The following is a 15,510-nucleotide window of genomic DNA, read 5'->3' on the forward strand; positions in this document are numbered from 1 at the left end:
AGTGCTGCGAAGTGCTGGGTGGTGCTGCGTGGTGCCCCGGCGTCCGGGGTGCGGGTCAGCCGGCGGCCGTGATGCTGTCGTGCGCGGCGTCGGCGACGGCGCGCGCGGTGATGCCGTACTCGGTGTAGAGGCGCTCGTAGTCGGCCGAGGCGCCGTAGGTCTCGATGGAGACGCTGCGGCCGTGGTCGCCGACGACCTCGCGCCAGCCCAGCTTGATGCCGGCCTCGACCGACACCCGGGCCTTCACGGTCGGCGGGATCACCGTCTCGCGGTAGGAGGCCTCCTGCTCGTCGAACCACTCGCGGCAGGGCATCGAGACCACCCGGGCGCGGACGCCGTCGGCGGCGAGCAGGTCGCTGGCCTCGACGGCGAGCTGGACCTCGGAGCCGGTGCCGATCAGCACCACGTCGGGTGCCCCGCCCTCGACGTCGCGCAGGACGTAGCCGCCGCGGTGCACGTTGGAGGTGTCGGAGAAGCCCTCGGCGTCGCGGGGGAAGGTCCGCACGTTCTGGCGCGTCAGCACGATGCCGGCCGGGCGGTCGGTGTGCTCGAGCACGGTCTTCCAGGCCGCCGCGGTCTCGTTGGCGTCGGCCGGTCGGACGACGTCGAGGCCGGGGATGGCGCGCAGCGCGGCGAGGTGCTCGACCGGCTGGTGGGTCGGCCCGTCCTCGCCGAGGCCGATGGAGTCGTGCGTCCAGACGTAGGTCACCGGCAGGCCCATCAGGGCGGCGAGCCGCACCGAGGGGCGCATGTAGTCGGAGAAGGTGAGGAACGTCGCGCCGAAGACGCGGGTGCCGCCGTGCACGGCGATGCCGTTGAGGATCGCGCCCATGCCGTGCTCGCGGATGCCGAAGTGCAGCACGCGCCCGGCGTACGGGTCTCCCTGCCACATGTCGGTCGAGCGGCTCTTGGGGATGAAGGAGGGCACGCCCTCGATGGTGGTGTTGTTCGACCCGGCGAGGTCGGCCGAGCCGCCCCACATCTCCGGGACGTGCGGCGCGATGGCGTTGATGACCGCGCCGGAGGCCTTGCGGGTCGCGGTGCCCTTGAGGTCGGCGGGCCACACGGGCAGGTCGGCGTCCCAGCCGTCGGGCAGGGTCCGGGTCTGCATGCGCTCGAAGAGCGCGACGTCGGCCGAGGGCTTGGTGGTCCAGTGCTGGAAGTCGGCGTCCCAGGCCTGCTGGGCCGCCTTGCCACGCGCCACGGCCGAGCGGGTGTGCTCGAGCACGTCGGGGGCGACCTCGAAGGTGAGGTCGGGGTTCATCCCCATGATCTCCTTGGTGGCGCGGATCTCGTCGTCGCCCAGGGCCGAGCCGTGCGAGCCGCCGGTGTTCTGGGCGTTCGGGGCGGGCCAGGCGATGATCGTGCGCAGCACGATGATGCTGGGCTGGTCGGTGACGGCCTCGGCCTTGCGGAGCGCCTCGTGCAGCGCCGGGACGTCCTCGGCGTAGGTGCCGCCGTCGTTGGTCCAGTCGACGACCTGCACGTGCCAGCCGTACGCGGCGTAGCGGGCCGGGACGTCCTCGCTCAGCGCGACGTCGGTGTCGTCCTCGATCGAGATCTTGTTCTCGTCGTAGATCAGGGTCAGGTTGCCCAGCTGCTGGGTGCCGGCGATCGAGCTGGCCTCGGAGCTGACGCCCTCCTGGATGTCGCCGTCGCTGGCGAGCACGTAGACCTGGTGGTCGAAGGGCGACTCGCCCTCGGCAGCGTTCGGGTCGAGCATCCCGCGCTCGCGACGTGCGGCCATGGCCATGCCGACCGCGTTGCCGATGCCCTGGCCCAGCGGCCCGGTCGTGGTCTCGACGCCGGCGGTGTGGCCGTACTCGGGGTGCCCGGGGGTCTTGCTGCCCCACGTGCGCAGCGAGCGGAGGTCCTCCAGCTCCAGGCCCCAGCCGCCGAGGTAGAGCTGGATGTAGAGGGTGAGCGAAGAGTGGCCGCAGGAGAGCACGAACCGGTCCCGGCCCGGCCAGTGCGGGTCGGCGGGGTTGTGCCGCATCACCTTCTGGAAGAGCAGGTAGGCGGCCGGGGCCAGGCTCATCGCCGTGCCCGGGTGACCGTTGCCGACCCGCTGCACGCTGTCCATGGCCAGCGCGCGGACGGTGTCCACGGCGCGGTCGTCGGTCTCGGTCCAGTCCAGCTTCGTGATGGTCACGCGGATCCTCTCGCGGGGGGTGTCATGGGGGCGGGGCAGATGTGTGGGCGGGGTCACCGCCGGGTGCACACCGGGAGCCTGCGTGGCACGACCCTACTGAGGGTCACCGGTACACTCCTAGGTGTCTCGGCTGCTCGCCTCGCCCGCCTAGGTGCATCGCCGCGCGGCCCCCTTCTATTCCTCAGGACTTGTGTTGACCCACGTCGGAGAGTCGGCCTCGGCCGTCGACGGGTCGTCCGCGTCGCGGGCCGGCTGGAAGGACGTCACCGCCGCCTACGTGGGGCTGACGAAGCCGCGGGTCATCGAGCTGTTGCTGCTGACGACCGTGCCGGTGATGTTCTTCGCCGCCCGCGGCGTCCCGCCGCTCGGCCTGGTGCTCGCCACCGTCGTCGGCGGCGCGTTGTCGGCCGGCTCCGCGTCGGCGCTGAACTGCGTCTACGACCGCGACATCGACGAGCAGATGCGTCGTACGCGCCGCCGCGCGCTGCCCCGCCACATCGTGGCGCCCCGCTCGGCGCTGGTCTTCGCGCTCAGCCTGGGGGTGGTCTCCACGATCGTCCTGCTGGTCTGGGTCAACCCGCTCTCGGCCGCGCTGTCGGTGGGCGCGAACGCGTTCTACGTCCTCGTCTACACGATGCTGCTCAAGCGCCGGACGACCCAGAACATCGTCTGGGGAGGCCTTGCGGGCTGCTTCCCGGCGCTGATCGGCTGGACCGCGGTGACCGGGTCGCTTGCCTGGACCCCGGTCGTGCTGTTCCTGGTCGTCTTCTTCTGGACCCCTCCGCACACCTGGGCACTGGCCCTGCGCTACCGCGAGGACTACGCCGGCGTCGACGTGCCGATGCTGCCCGTCGTCGCCCCCGCCCGCACCGTCGCCCGTCAGATCGTGGCCTACAGCTGGGTGATGGTCGCGGTGTCGCTGACCTTGTGGCCGGTGGCCGGGACGGGCATCTTCTACCCGGTCGCGGCAGCCGTGCTCGGCGCGGGCTTCCTGCTCGAGGCGCACCGGATGCTCGCCCGCACCCGCGGCACCGAGGACCTGGGCCTGATCCAGCCGATGCGGCTCTTCCACTCCAGCAACCTCTACCTGTCGCTGCTGTTCGTCGCCGTCGCGCTGGACCCGCTGATCGGCTGAGGGCCCGCGGACCGCGAAGTCCCCGGTCGGCCGGGGACTTCTGAGCTTGTCGGCCTTTGCAAAGCCCGACAAGTTCGAAACTTGCCCGTCAAGTCGGGTCGCCCGGGCCGGTCCGGCCACCCGGAGCGGCGGGACGCCTCAGACGCCGACCGGCTGCGAGCACGGTCGTCGCGCGATCCGTCCGCACGCGGCCGAACCCTCAGAAGTCCCCGGTCGGCCGGGGACTTCTGAGCTTGTCGGCCTTTGCGAAGCCCGACAAGTTCGAAACCTGCCCGTCAAGTCGGGTCGCCCGGGCCGGTCCGACCACCCGGTACGGCGGGACGCCTCAGACGCCGACCGGCTCGCCGCGGCGGCGGTCGGCCACGGCGGGGGCGGCGTCGTACGACGCGGGCTCGGGGCGCAGCAGCGCCACCAGCGCCCACGTCATGGCGGCGGCCATTAGGGACGCGCCGAGCATGTGCAGGGCGACCAAGACGATCGGGAGGTCGGTGGCGTACTGCACGAAGCCGACCGCGCCCTGCGCGAGCAGGACGACCATCAGCACCCCGACGGCGCGGCGGGCCTCGGCGTCGGCCAGCGGGCCGGCCTGGGTGCGGAGCCGGACCACGAGCAGCAGCGCCACGCTGAGGCCGAGCAGGACGAAGACGGCGTCGGCGTGCGCCTGGCTCGCCGCGGCGGGGTCGAGCCCGTTGCGCGGGGCGTCCAGGTCACCGGCGTGCGGGCCGGAGCCGGTCACGACGGTGCCGAGGTAGAGGGCCACCCAGCCGACGGCGAACGTCGCCCAGGCCAGGGGGGCGAGGGGGCTGCGGGGGGCGTACGGCGCCGTCGCCGGCCGCCGCGCCTCGCGCACGAGCAGCACGGCCGCGCAGATCATCGCCATCGAGACCAGGAAGTGCAGCGCCACGATCCAGGGGTTCAGGTCGGTCAGGACGGTGATGCCGCCGATCACCGCCTGGGCGGGGATGCCGAGGAAGAGCAGCACCGCGAGCCGTCGTACGACGCGCCGGCCGCTGCGCCACGCCACCACCACGGTGGCGATCGCGATCGCGACCAGCACGAAGGTCAGCAATCGGTTGCCGAACTCGATGGCGCCGTGGATGCCCAGCGAGCCGTGCGGGCGGAAGGAGGCGTCGGTGCAGCGCGGCCAGGTCGGGCAGCCGAGGCCGGAGGCGGTCAGGCGGACGGCGCCGCCGGTGACCACGATGACGACGTTGGCGACCAGGCTGGCCCAGGCCAGCGGGACCAGGCTCCGCCGGACGACGGTCGGGGCGGTGGTGCCGGTGCTGCTCACGGGGGTCACTCCCACTTGAAGGTACGGGCGGTGAGGACCGCGGCGACCACGGCCCAGACGGACAGGACCACGACGTCGACGACAGCGACGCGTGCGTCGAGAAGCGCGGCCCGGACGGCGTCGCCGAGCGCGGCCGAGGGCAGCCACTGCACCAGCCCGCCGGCTCCACCGTACGCGGACAGCGGGAGCACGACGGCGCCGCCGACGAGCAGCAGCAGGTAGACCAGGTTCGCTGCGGCGAGGGTGGCCTCGGCGCGGAGCGCCCCGGCCATCAGCAGCCCCAGGCCGGCGAAGGCGGCGGTACCGAGCACGAGGGCGAGCACGAGCCCGCCGACCGCGGTGGCCGAGGTCGCCGGCGACCAGCCGAGCGGGAGCGCGACCGCGCCGATCACGACCACCTGGAGGGTCTCGACCGCGAGCAGGGCGAGCACCTTGCCGGCCAGCAGGCCGCTGCGGGGGAGCGGGGAGGCGCCCAGCCGCTTCAGCACGCCGTAGCGCCGCTCGAACCCGGTCGCGATCGCCAGGGAGGTGAAGGAGGTCGACATCACCGCGAGGGCGAGGACCCCGGGGGTGAGGACGTCGACTGTGGGCCGGGAGAAGTCGAGGCCGACCCGGTCGGCGCCGACGACACCGCCGAGCAGGACGACGACCGGGATGACCACGGCGAGCAGGACCTGCTCGCCGTTGCGCAGCAGCAGCCGCGACTCCATCCGCGCCTGGGCCAGCACCTGGCGTACGAGCGGCGCGGCGCCCGGCCGCGGGGTCCAGGTGCCGGTGGCGGTGCCCACGGGGGCCTGGCTCATGCGCGCATCTCCCGTCCGGTGAGCTCGAGGAAGACGTCCTCGAGGCTGCGCTGGCCCAGGGTCAGCGACTCGGGCAGCACGTCGTTGTCCTCGCACCAGCGGGAGACGCGGCCCAGGGTCGAGGCGTCGGCCGGGCCGGTGACGACGAGGCTGACCTCGTCGAGCTGACGCACCTCGACGCCCTCGCCGAGCGCAGCGCGCAGCGACTCCGGCGCCCCGGGCGGGAAGGGGCGCGTGACGACGAGCCGGATGGTGGCGACCCGGCCGCCGCGGGTGAGCTGCAACGGGCTGCCGGAGGCGACGAGCCGTCCCCGGTCGACGATGTGGACCTGGTCGGCGAGACGCTCGGCCTCCTCCAGGTAGTGCGTGGTCAGCACGACGGTCACCCCGTCGGCGCGCAGCTCCTCGAGCAGGGTCCAGACCGAGCGGCGCACGGCCGGGTCCATCCCGGCGGTCGGCTCGTCGGTGAAGACCAGCTCGGGCCGCCCGACCAGCGCCATCGCCAGCCCGAGCCGCTGCTGCTGGCCCCCGGAGAGACGGCGGTACGGGGTCCGCCCGCACTCGTGCAGGCCCAGCCGGTCGGCCAGCAGGTCCACCGGCAGCGGGTGGGCGTGCAGCGAGGCGACGTGGCGCAGCATCTCCAGCGCCCGCACGCCGCTCCACGCGCCGCCGCCCTGCAGCATCACGCCGATCCGCGGCAGCAGGTCGCGCCGCTGGCGCAGGGGGTCGAGGCCGAGCACCCGCACCGTGCCCTGCTGCGGCTTGCGGTAGCCCTCGCAGGTCTCCAGCGTCGTCGTCTTGCCCGCGCCGTTCGGTCCGAGCACGGCGGTGATCGTGCCCGTGGCCACGTCGAGGTCCAGGCCGTCGACGGCGGTGGTGCGGCCGTACCTCATCACCAGGCCGCGCACCTCGACCGCCGCGGAGGACGCGACCGGGCCGGGCGCAGGGGTCAGCGGCGTGGTCCCGGGCGTGGGGGGCGACGCTGCGGGGACCGACACACCCTGAGTCTAGGCTGGGCCCTCGTGAACACCTGGGTCGTGGTCGCCGTGCTCACGCTCACGGTGCTCGCGGCGGCCGTCGCCGCCGTGCAGATGGTCCGCGACCAGCCGATCGGGGACCGCACCTTTGCCGTCCTGGCGCTGGCCGAGGCCGCCGTGCTGGTCCAGCTGGTCCTCGGCCTGGTGCTGCTGGTCGGCACCGAGAACGACGTCGACGCCGTGCTGTTCGTCGGCTACCTGGTCGGCCTGCTGGTCGCGCTGCCGATCGGGGCGTTCTGGTCCCTGGCCGAGCGCTCCCGGGCAGGGACGGGCGTGGTGCTGCTCGCGGCGCTGACCGTGGTCGCCCTCGAGGTGCGGCTGGTCGACATCTGGGCTGCGGGGGTCTGAGGTGGCACGTCGTACCGACCTGTCCTCCGGCGCCGGGCGCACCCTGGTCTTCGTCTACGGCGTCTTCGCCGCCGCTGCGACCGCCCGGTCGGTCTTCCAGCTGGCCACCGAGGCGGAGCGGGCGCCGCTGGCGTACGGCCTCTCGCTGCTCGCGGCCGTGGTCTACGTCGTCGCCACCGCCAGCCTCCTGCGCGGTGGAGCGCGGGCCTGGCGGGTCGCGGTGGCGGCCTGCAGCGTCGAGCTGGTCGGGGTGGTCGTGGTGGGCGCGCTCAGCCTCGCCCGCACCGACCTCTTCCCCGAGCCCACCGTCTGGTCCCACTTCGGGCAGGGGTACGGGTTCGTCCCGCTGGTGCTGCCGGTGCTGGGGCTGCTGTGGCTGCGGAGGACCCGGCCCGGGCCGTCCTGACCCCGGGGGGCGGGTGAGGCGAGTGAGGGTGTCCTTACTTGAACGGCTCCCGGCAATAAAGGCACACTGACGTTGTGGAAATCGACCGGACGACCCGACAACGTGTCGCCAGGTCCATCCTCGACCACGGTCCGTCCACCGCGGCGGACCTGGCCGAGCGGTTGTCCCTGACGCCCGCCGCCGTGCGCCGCCACCTCGACCAGATGGTCGAGGAGGGCGCGGTGGAGGCACGCGACCCCCGCCCCGGTGCCCTGCGTGGCCGCGGACGGCCGGCGAAGGCGTTCGCGCTGACGCCGGAGGGGCGCGACGGCTTCGACCAGGCCTACGACGACCTGGCCGCCCAGGCCCTGCGCTTCCTGGCCGAGACCGGGGGCGAGGACGCCGTGCGCGCCTTCGCCGAGCGCCGGGTCGCCTTCGTCGGCGAACGGTTCACCGAGGTCAGCGACACCCGGCCCGACCTCAGCCCGGCGCAGGTGCTGGCCCGCGTCTTCACCGACGAGGGCTACGTCGCCTCCGTCCACGACGGCCCCGTGGGGGAGCAGCTGTGCCAGCAGCACTGCCCCGTCTCCCACGTGGCCCACGAGTTCCCCCAGCTGTGCGAGGCCGAGACCCAGGCGATCAGCCGGGTCCTGGACCACCACGTCCAGCGCCTGGCCACGATCGCCCAGGGCGACGGGGTCTGCACCACGTGCATCCCGACCGCAGTACCCGACATGAAGGAGCAGGTCATCTCATGACGACCATCGACGAGCGCAACCCCGAGCTCGAGGGCATCGGCCGGTACGAGTTCGGCTGGGCCGACTCCGACGTCGCGGGCGCGACCGCCAAGCGCGGTCTCTCCGAGGAGGTCGTGCGCAACATCTCGAACCTCAAGTCGGAGCCCCAGTGGATGCTGGACCTCCGCCTGAAGGGCCTCAAGCTCTTCCACCGCAAGCCCATGCCGACCTGGGGCTCCGACCTCGGCGGCATCGACTTCGACAACATCAAGTACTTCGTGCGGTCCTCCGAGAAGCAGGCCGCGACCTGGGACGACCTCCCCGAGGACATCAAGAACACCTACGACAAGCTCGGCATCCCCGAGGCCGAGAAGCAGCGCCTCGTCTCCGGCGTCGCCGCGCAGTACGAGTCGGAGGTCGTCTACCACTCGATCCGCGAGGACCTCGAGGAGCAGGGCGTGCTCTTCCTCGACACCGACACCGCGCTCAAGGAGCACCCGGAGCTGTTCGCCGAGTACTTCGGCACCGTGATCCCGGTCGGCGACAACAAGTTCGCCGCGCTGAACACCTCGGTGTGGTCGGGCGGCTCGTTCATCTACGTGCCCAAGGGCGTCCACGTGGACATCCCGCTGCAGGCCTACTTCCGGATCAACACCGAGAACATGGGCCAGTTCGAGCGCACGCTGATCATCGTCGACGAGGACGCCTACGTGCACTACGTCGAGGGCTGCACCGCGCCGATCTACTCCTCGGACTCGCTGCACTCCGCGGTCGTCGAGATCATCGTCAAGAAGGGCGGCCGCTGCCGCTACACGACCATCCAGAACTGGTCGAACAACGTCTACAACCTCGTCACCAAGCGCGCGACCTGCGAGGCCGGCGCCACGATGGAGTGGGTCGACGGCAACATCGGCTCCAAGGTGACGATGAAGTACCCCGCGATCTACCTGATGGGCGAGCACGCCAAGGGCGAGACCCTGTCCATCGCGTTCGCCGGCGAGGGCCAGCACCAGGACGCCGGGGCCAAGATGGTCCACGCGGCCCCCCACACCTCGAGCTCGATCCTGAGCAAGTCGGTGGCACGGGGCGGCGGGCGCACGTCGTACCGCGGCCTGATCCAGGTCAACGAGGGCGCCCACGGCTCGAAGTCCAACGTGCTGTGCGACGCGCTGCTCGTCGACCAGATCAGCCGCTCGGACACCTACCCCTACGTCGACATCCGCGAGGACGACGTCGCGATGGGCCACGAGGCCAGCGTCTCGAAGGTCTCCGACGACCAGCTGTTCTACCTGATGTCGCGGGGCATGGAGCAGGACGAGGCGATGGCGATGATCGTGCGCGGCTTCGTCGAGCCGATCGCCAAGGAGCTCCCGATGGAGTACGCCCTGGAGCTCAACCGCCTGATCGAGCTGCAGATGGAGGGCGCGGTCGGCTGACGCCGCCCGTCCCGCCCCGCACACCCCCGAACCAGAAGGACACCGAAGGCTTGTGACTGTGACCGATGCTGCCCGCGAGAGCGTGCAGGCCGCGCTGGAGCAGGACGACCGTCCGCGGATCGTCTCGCACCTGAACCCCCCGCCCTCCTACGACCTCGGCGACCACCCGGTGCCGACGGGGCGCGAGGAGACGTGGCGCTTCACGCCGCTCAAGCGGCTGCGCGGCCTCCTCGACGGCGAGGCGTCCGACGCCCGCCTGACCTGGGACCAGAGCGTCCCCGAGGGCGTCACCGTCCGCACGATCAGCCAGGCCGAGGCGCGCGAGCTGGGCGAGATCGCCCCGAACGACCGCCCCGCGGCGCTGGCCGCGGCGAACTCGGGCGGGGCGACGCTGGTCGACGTCCCGGCCGAGGCCGAGGTCGACGAGCCGGTGATCATCCGCCTGCACGGCGAGTCGGTCGACGACCTCGTCTGGGGCCACCTGGTGCTGCGCTTCGGGCACCACAGCAAGGCCACCGTCGTGCTGGTGCACACCGGGTCGGCGCGCTACTGCGCGATCACCACGGTGCTGGCCGGGGAGGGCTCGCAGGTCAACGTGCTGAGCCTGCAGGACTGGGACGACGACGCCGTGCACCTGGGTCGCGACGCGATCCAGGTCGGCCGGGACGCCTCCGTGCGCCACACCAGCGTCTCCTTCGGTGGCGACCTGGTCCGGATGCACGCCAACGTCGAGTACTCCGGTCCCGGCGGCGAGGCCGAGCTCCTCGGTCTCTACTTCGCCGACGAGGGCCAGCACCTCGAGCACCGGCTGTTCGCCGACCACAACGCTCCCAAGACCAAGAGCAACGTCCTCTACAAGGGCGCGCTGCAGGGTCAGGGCGCGCACACCGTGTGGATCGGCAACGTCCTGATCCGTCAGGTCGCCGAGGGCATCGAGACCTACGAGGAGAACCGCAACCTGGTCCTCACCGAGGGCTGCCAGGCCGACTCCGTGCCGAACCTGGAGATCGAGACCGGCGAGATCGAGGGGGCCGGCCACGCCTCGGCGACCGCCCGCTTCGACGACGAGCAGCTGTTCTACCTCCGCTCGCGCGGGGTCTCCGACAAGGAGGCCCGCCGCCTGGTGCTGCACGGCTTCTTCCAGGACCTGATCCGCAAGGTCGGCGTCCCGGAGATCGAGGAGCGCCTGACCGCCACCGTCGAGGACGAGCTCGCCAAGAACGTGCTCAAGGGCTACGAGCCGGTCCCGACGTGAGCGGCTTCGTCCGCGCCTGCGCGCTCGACGAGGTGAAGGCCGACCAGGGCCTGGCCGTCGACGTGGGCGACCTGACCCTCGCGGTGGCCCGCGACGGCGACGACGTCTACGCGGTCCAGGACCTGTGCAGCCACGCGGCCGTGGCGCTGTCGGAGGGCGAGGTCGAGGACTGCCAGATCGAGTGCTGGCTGCACGGCTCCCGCTTCGACCTGCGCACCGGCAAGCCGACCGGCTTCCCGGCGACCGAGCCGGTCGCCACGTTCCCCACCGAGGTCCGCGACGGCGACGTCTACGTCGACACCTCCACGACGCTCAACGGCGTCCGTCCCAGCTGAACCTCACGTACCGACCGGAAGAGAGAACCACCAGATGAGCACCCTCGAGATCAAGGACCTGCAGGTCTCCGTCGCCACCGATGACGGCCCCAAGGAGATCCTGAAGGGCGTCACGCTGACCATCGGCGACGGCGAGACCCACGCGATCATGGGCCCCAACGGCTCCGGCAAGTCGACCCTGGCCTACTCCATCGCCGGCCACCCGAAGTACGACATCACCGGCGGCGAGGTCCTCCTCGACGGCGAGGACGTCCTCGCGATGAGCGTCGACGAGCGGGCGCGGGCCGGGATGTTCCTGGCCATGCAGTACCCCGTCGAGGTCCCCGGCGTGTCGGTCTCCAACTTCCTGCGCACCGCCAAGACCGCCCTCGACGGCGAGGCCCCCAAGCTCCGCACCTGGGTCAAGGACGTCAACGCCGCGCTCGAGCAGCTCAACCTCGACCCGACCTTCGGCACCCGCTCGGTCAACGAGGGCTTCTCCGGCGGCGAGAAGAAGCGCCACGAGATCGCCCAGCTCGAGCTGCTGAACCCCAAGGTCGCCATCCTCGACGAGACCGACTCGGGCCTCGACATCGACGCGCTCAAGATCGTCTCCGAGGGCGTCAACCGCTTCCGTGCCCAGCCGGGCAAGGGTGTCCTGCTGATCACGCACTACACGCGGATCCTGCGCTACATCCAGCCCGACCAGGTGCACGTCTTCGTCGACGGCCGGATCGCCGAGCAGGGCGGGCCCGAGCTCGCCGAGCAGCTCGAGGCCGAGGGTTACGACAAGTACATCAAGGCCAGCGCCGCCGCCCACGGCTGAGTCCGCCCGCACCACCGCCGTACGCCCCCGCACCCGACCCGAGAGGACACCTGATGGAAGGCCTGCTCCCCGATCTCGAGGTGGTCCGCAAGGACTTCCCGATCCTCTCGCGGACCCTCGCGGGCGGCCAGCCGCTGGTCTACCTCGACAGCGCGAACACCTCGCAGAAGCCGCAGTGCGTGATCGACCGGATGGTCGACCACCTGGAGCACCACAACGCCAACGTGGCGCGCGCGATGCACCAGCTCGGTGCGGAGGCCTCCGAGGCGTTCGAGGAGGCCCGCGACACCGTGGCGTCCTTCATCGGGGCGCCCTCGCGCGACGAGGTGATCTTCACCAAGAACGCCTCCGAGGCGCTCAACCTCGTGGCCAACACCCTGGCCTGGGCCGAGGGTGACTGGTCCTCGCGGGTCGGGTCCCTCGGGGCCGGCGACGAGGTGCTTATCACCGAGATGGAGCACCACTCCAACATCGTGCCGTGGCAGCTGCTCACGCAGCGCACGGGCGCGACGCTGCGGTGGTTCGGGCTGACCGACGGCGGCGAGCTGGACCTGTCCGACCTCGACTCCCTGATCACCGAGCGCACCCGCGTGGTCTCGCTGACCTGGGTCTCGAACATGCTCGGGACCGTCAACCCGGTCGCCGAGATCGCCCGGCGCGCGCACGAGGTCGGGGCGCTCGTGGTCGTCGACGCCTCGCAGGCCGTGCCGCAGATGCCGGTCGACGTGGTGGCCTCCGGCGCCGACGTCCTGGTCTTCACCGGCCACAAGTGCGTCGGTCCGACCGGGATCGGCGTGCTGTGGGGCCGCCGCGAGGTGCTCGACCAGCTGCCGCCGTTCCTCGGCGGCGGCGAGATGATCGAGACCGTCCGGATGGAGGGCTCGACCTACGCGGGCATCCCGCACAAGTTCGAGGCCGGCACGCCGCCGATCGTCGAGGCCGTCGGGCTGGGTGCCGCGCTGGAGTACCTGCGCGACCTCGGCATGGACCGCGTCGCCGCGCACGAGCAGGCGATCACCCGCTACGCCCTCGACGGGCTCGCCACCGTCCCCGGTCTGCGGGTGATGGGTCCCACCGACCCGGCCGTGGAGCGCGGGGGAGCGATCAGCTTCGAGCTGGACGGCGTGCACCCGCACGACATCGCCCAGGTGCTCGACTCGCGCGGCGTCGCCGTCCGGGCCGGCCACCACTGCGCCCGCCCGGCGCACGCCCGCTTCGGGGTGCAGAGCTCGACGCGGATGTCGTCGTACCTCTACACCACGCCCCAGGAGATCGACGCGCTCGTCGAGGCCCTGGAATACACCCGTTCCTACTTCCGGTTGGGGCAGTGATGACGACGAGTACCGGCGGCCACGACCTGGATGCGCTCTACCAGGAGATCATCCTGGACCACTACAAGAACCCGCACCACGCGGGCCTGCGCGACCCGTACGAGGCCGAGGTCCACCACGTGAACCCGACCTGCGGGGACGAGGTGACCCTGCGCGTCCACCTCACCGACGGGCCCGACGGCCCGGTGGTGCAGGACGTGTCCTACGACGCCGTGGGATGCTCGATCTCCCAGGCGTCGACCTCGGTGATGGCCGACCTGGTCATCGGCAAGCCCGTGGAGGAGGCCCTGGCGATCCACCAGGACTTCCTGACGCTGATGCAGGGCAAGGGCCAGGTCGTCCCCGACGAGGACGTCCTCGAGGACGGGATCGCCTTCGCCGGCGTGGCGAAGTTCCCGGCACGCGTGAAGTGCGCGCTGCTGTCCTGGATGGCCTGGAAGGACGCGACCGCGAACGTGATGGAGGAGTCAGCATGACCGAGCAGAAGACCGACGAGGCGACCACGGTCGTCCCCGACCACACCGACCTGCCGCCCGTACCGGAGGCCGCCACCGCGCAGCCGGCCGGCAGCGCCGCCCCGAGCGAGGACGACGTCACCGAGGCGATGAAGGACGTCGTCGACCCCGAGCTCGGCATCAACGTCGTCGACCTCGGTCTCGTCTACGGCGTGCACGTCGACGAGGGCAGCAACTGCGTCATCGACATGACGCTGACCTCCGCGGCCTGCCCGCTGACCGACGTCATCCAGGACCAGACGCGCGCCGCGCTCGAGGGCCTGGTCAACGACGTCGCGATCAACTGGGTCTGGATGCCGCCGTGGGGCCCGGACAAGATCACCCCCGACGGCCGCGAGCAGCTGCGCGCCCTCGGCTTCAACGTCTGAGCGGGCCGAGGTGACGCAGGCGCCCGACGCCGACGAGCCGTTCGCGCCCGACGAGGGCGAGGTCGAGCGGTTCTGGGGGCTGGCCTGCCACCGCGGCAAGCTGACCACGTTGCCGGGCTACCTGCCCTCCTCGACCCTGGAGGCGGTGACCCCGCCGACCTGGTCGTTCGGGCGCACGCCCGCCCAGGCTGACGAGCTGGTCCAGCTCGTCGTCGACGGGGTCAAGACCGCCACCGCCAGCGCCCGTGCCGACTACGACGCGGGGGACGACCCGTTGCCACGGGTCGGCGAGATGGGCATCGTGCTCGACGGCGCCGGCCACCCCCGCGCGCTGGTCGAGACGACCGCCGTCGACGTCGTCCCGTTCTCCGAGGTGGGGGCCGACCACGCCCGCGACGAGGGCGAGGGCGACCGCACCCTGGAGCACTGGCGCCGGGTGCACGCCGACTTCTTCTCCGGGTCCGTCGGTGGCTTCGAGCCGGACATGCCGGTCGTGCTCGAGCGGTTCCGGCTGGTCTTCGGGCAGTAACCGGGCGGCAGGCGTCGTACGGGCCGTGGGTCTCGTGACGCTCGCTGCGCTCGCTCCTCGACCACCGGTGGGCGCTGCCTCACGTTCGTGTGGCACCGGGGCGCTCCTGGCCACACGAACGTGAGGCAGCGTCGCGTCCGTACAGGCACGGGTCTCGTGACGCTCGCTGCGCTCGCTCCTCGACCACCGGTGGGTGCTGGTCGGCCGCCTGGTTCCGCTGGTCTTCGGGCAGTAGGCGGGCGGCAGGCGCCGTACGGGCCGTGGGTCTCGTGACGCTCGCTGCGCTCGCTCCTCGACCAGCGGTGGGCGCGAGGCGCCGTACGGGCACGGGTCTCGTGACGCTCGCTGCGCTCGCTCCTCGACCAGCGGTGGGGGAGCGTCGGCGTCCGGCTAGCGTCGGCGCCATGACCGCCGCGCCCGCCACCGTGCTCGTCCCGCCGGGGCGGGTGGAGCGGTGGGTCGACAACGTCGGCGTGCGTCACGGCGAGCTCGTGCTGGAGGTCGGCGACGGTGCGCTGGTCGGGTCGGCTGCGGACGGGTCGAGCTTCGCCGCCCGGCTTCCGTTCGGACGGGCGTACGACGGGCCGGCCGACGCGGGGTCCTTCGCCGCCGCCGTGCGCAACGCCGTGCCGGGGGAGTGGGGCCTGCTGCTGGTGCGCAAGGGCGGGTTCGCCGTCGCGGCGATGCGGGGCACGACGACCACCGCCTCCAAGGTCGGCCAGCGCCACGTCCAGGGTCGTACGAAGGCCGGCGGGCAGTCGCAGCAGCGGTTCGCGCGACGTCGCGACAACCAGGCGCGCCAGGCGTACGAGGCGGCCGCGGACCACGCCGCGCGCGTCCTGGAGGACCTCGCCCGGCACGGTGGGCCGGTGGTCGTCGGCGGCGACCGCGCCGCGGTTGAGGAGGTGCTCGCCGATCCCCGGCTAGGTCGCCTGGAGGTGCACGAGCCGTGGCTCGACGTCCCCGACCCCCGCCGCAGCGTGCTCGACGAGGCCGCCCTCCGGGCGGCCTCCTGCCTGGTCCGCGTGGTCAACGCCTGAGCCGCCCC

General features: G+C 72.2%; 17 protein-coding genes. 13 read left to right on the forward strand and 4 right to left on the reverse strand.

What is annotated here, in order from left to right; genetic code table 11:
- Positions 1-55: 55 nt before the first annotated feature.
- Positions 56-2,083, reverse strand: a complete 2,028-nt coding sequence (tkt, locus tag GV155_RS09695) for a transketolase (RefSeq protein ID WP_236554477.1) — start codon at positions 2,081-2,083, stop codon at positions 56-58.
- Between the two features lie 262 nt (positions 2,084-2,345).
- Here tkt and GV155_RS09700 point away from each other — a divergent pair, with 262 nt between their 5' ends.
- Positions 2,346-3,287, forward strand: a complete 942-nt coding sequence (locus GV155_RS09700) for a heme o synthase (RefSeq protein ID WP_160007477.1) — start codon at positions 2,346-2,348, stop codon at positions 3,285-3,287.
- A 325-nt stretch (positions 3,288-3,612) separates the two neighbouring features.
- On the opposite strand, the gene GV155_RS09705 is transcribed toward GV155_RS09700, so the two are convergent.
- From GV155_RS09705 to GV155_RS09715, 3 genes are read right to left on the reverse strand one after another with little or no spacing between them, the layout of a single operon-like run.
- The gene (locus GV155_RS09705) at positions 3,613-4,578 is read right to left on the reverse strand and encodes a COX15/CtaA family protein (protein ID WP_236554235.1); all 966 of its coding nucleotides are present in this window, start codon (positions 4,576-4,578) and stop codon (positions 3,613-3,615) included.
- Between the two features lie 5 nt (positions 4,579-4,583).
- Positions 4,584-5,381 (reverse strand): ABC transporter permease, encoded by a 798-nt coding sequence (locus GV155_RS09710; RefSeq protein ID WP_160007481.1) that lies wholly within the window; start codon positions 5,379-5,381, stop codon positions 4,584-4,586.
- Positions 5,378-6,379 carry an ABC transporter ATP-binding protein gene (locus tag GV155_RS09715; protein WP_236554236.1) on the reverse strand — a complete coding sequence of 334 codons (1,002 nt, stop codon included), beginning with the start codon at positions 6,377-6,379 and terminating at the stop codon, positions 5,378-5,380. The genes GV155_RS09710 and GV155_RS09715 overlap by 4 nt, the downstream gene beginning before the upstream one ends.
- A gap of 24 nt (positions 6,380-6,403) precedes the next feature.
- Here GV155_RS09715 and GV155_RS09720 point away from each other — a divergent pair, with 24 nt between their 5' ends.
- The 12 genes from GV155_RS09720 (at position 6,404) to GV155_RS09775 (ending at position 15,502) form a co-directional block, all read left to right on the forward strand.
- The gene (locus GV155_RS09720) at positions 6,404-6,766 is read left to right on the forward strand and encodes a hypothetical protein (RefSeq protein ID WP_160007483.1); all 363 of its coding nucleotides are present in this window, start codon (positions 6,404-6,406) and stop codon (positions 6,764-6,766) included.
- A gap of 1 nt (position 6,767) precedes the next feature.
- A complete protein-coding gene (locus tag GV155_RS09725) occupies positions 6,768-7,172 on the forward strand; it encodes a hypothetical protein (RefSeq protein ID WP_201300129.1) in 405 nt (134 codons plus the stop codon).
- A 74-nt stretch (positions 7,173-7,246) separates the two neighbouring features.
- Positions 7,247-7,909, forward strand: coding sequence for a helix-turn-helix transcriptional regulator (locus GV155_RS09730; RefSeq protein WP_160007485.1), 663 nt, complete (start codon positions 7,247-7,249; stop codon positions 7,907-7,909).
- Positions 7,906-9,324, forward strand: coding sequence for a Fe-S cluster assembly protein SufB (gene sufB, locus GV155_RS09735; protein WP_160007487.1), 1,419 nt, complete (start codon positions 7,906-7,908; stop codon positions 9,322-9,324). The genes GV155_RS09730 and sufB overlap by 4 nt, the downstream gene beginning before the upstream one ends.
- A 58-nt stretch (positions 9,325-9,382) precedes the next feature.
- Positions 9,383-10,579: a Fe-S cluster assembly protein SufD gene (sufD, locus tag GV155_RS09740; RefSeq protein WP_236554237.1), complete on the forward strand. Its 1,197-nt coding sequence runs from the start codon at positions 9,383-9,385 to the stop codon at positions 10,577-10,579.
- On the forward strand, positions 10,576-10,914 hold the full coding sequence (locus GV155_RS09745) for a non-heme iron oxygenase ferredoxin subunit (RefSeq protein ID WP_160007491.1): 339 nt from the start codon (positions 10,576-10,578) through the stop codon (positions 10,912-10,914). The genes sufD and GV155_RS09745 overlap by 4 nt, the downstream gene beginning before the upstream one ends.
- A 34-nt stretch (positions 10,915-10,948) precedes the next feature.
- Positions 10,949-11,719, forward strand: a complete 771-nt coding sequence (gene sufC / locus GV155_RS09750) for a Fe-S cluster assembly ATPase SufC (RefSeq protein WP_160007493.1) — start codon at positions 10,949-10,951, stop codon at positions 11,717-11,719.
- 53 nt (positions 11,720-11,772) lie between these two features.
- Positions 11,773-13,050 carry a cysteine desulfurase gene (locus tag GV155_RS09755; protein ID WP_160007495.1) on the forward strand — a complete coding sequence of 426 codons (1,278 nt, stop codon included), beginning with the start codon at positions 11,773-11,775 and terminating at the stop codon, positions 13,048-13,050.
- Complete coding sequence (gene sufU / locus GV155_RS09760; RefSeq protein ID WP_160007497.1) at positions 13,050-13,526, forward strand: Fe-S cluster assembly sulfur transfer protein SufU; 477 nt, start codon at positions 13,050-13,052, stop codon at positions 13,524-13,526. Before GV155_RS09755 ends, sufU begins: the two co-directional genes overlap by 1 nt.
- Entirely contained in the window at positions 13,523-13,933 is a 411-nt protein-coding gene (locus GV155_RS09765) for a metal-sulfur cluster assembly factor (protein ID WP_160007499.1), read from the forward strand. Before sufU ends, GV155_RS09765 begins: the two co-directional genes overlap by 4 nt.
- A gap of 10 nt (positions 13,934-13,943) precedes the next feature.
- Positions 13,944-14,462, forward strand: coding sequence for an ASCH domain-containing protein (locus tag GV155_RS09770; protein ID WP_201300130.1), 519 nt, complete (start codon positions 13,944-13,946; stop codon positions 14,460-14,462).
- A 404-nt stretch (positions 14,463-14,866) separates the two neighbouring features.
- A complete protein-coding gene (locus GV155_RS09775) occupies positions 14,867-15,502 on the forward strand; it encodes an acVLRF1 family peptidyl-tRNA hydrolase (protein WP_160007501.1) in 636 nt (211 codons plus the stop codon).
- Positions 15,503-15,510 lie beyond the last annotated feature (8 nt).

The organism is Nocardioides sp. AX2bis (assembly GCF_902506435.1).
In the GTDB taxonomy this organism is placed as follows: Bacteria; Actinomycetota; Actinomycetes; order Propionibacteriales; family Nocardioidaceae; genus Nocardioides.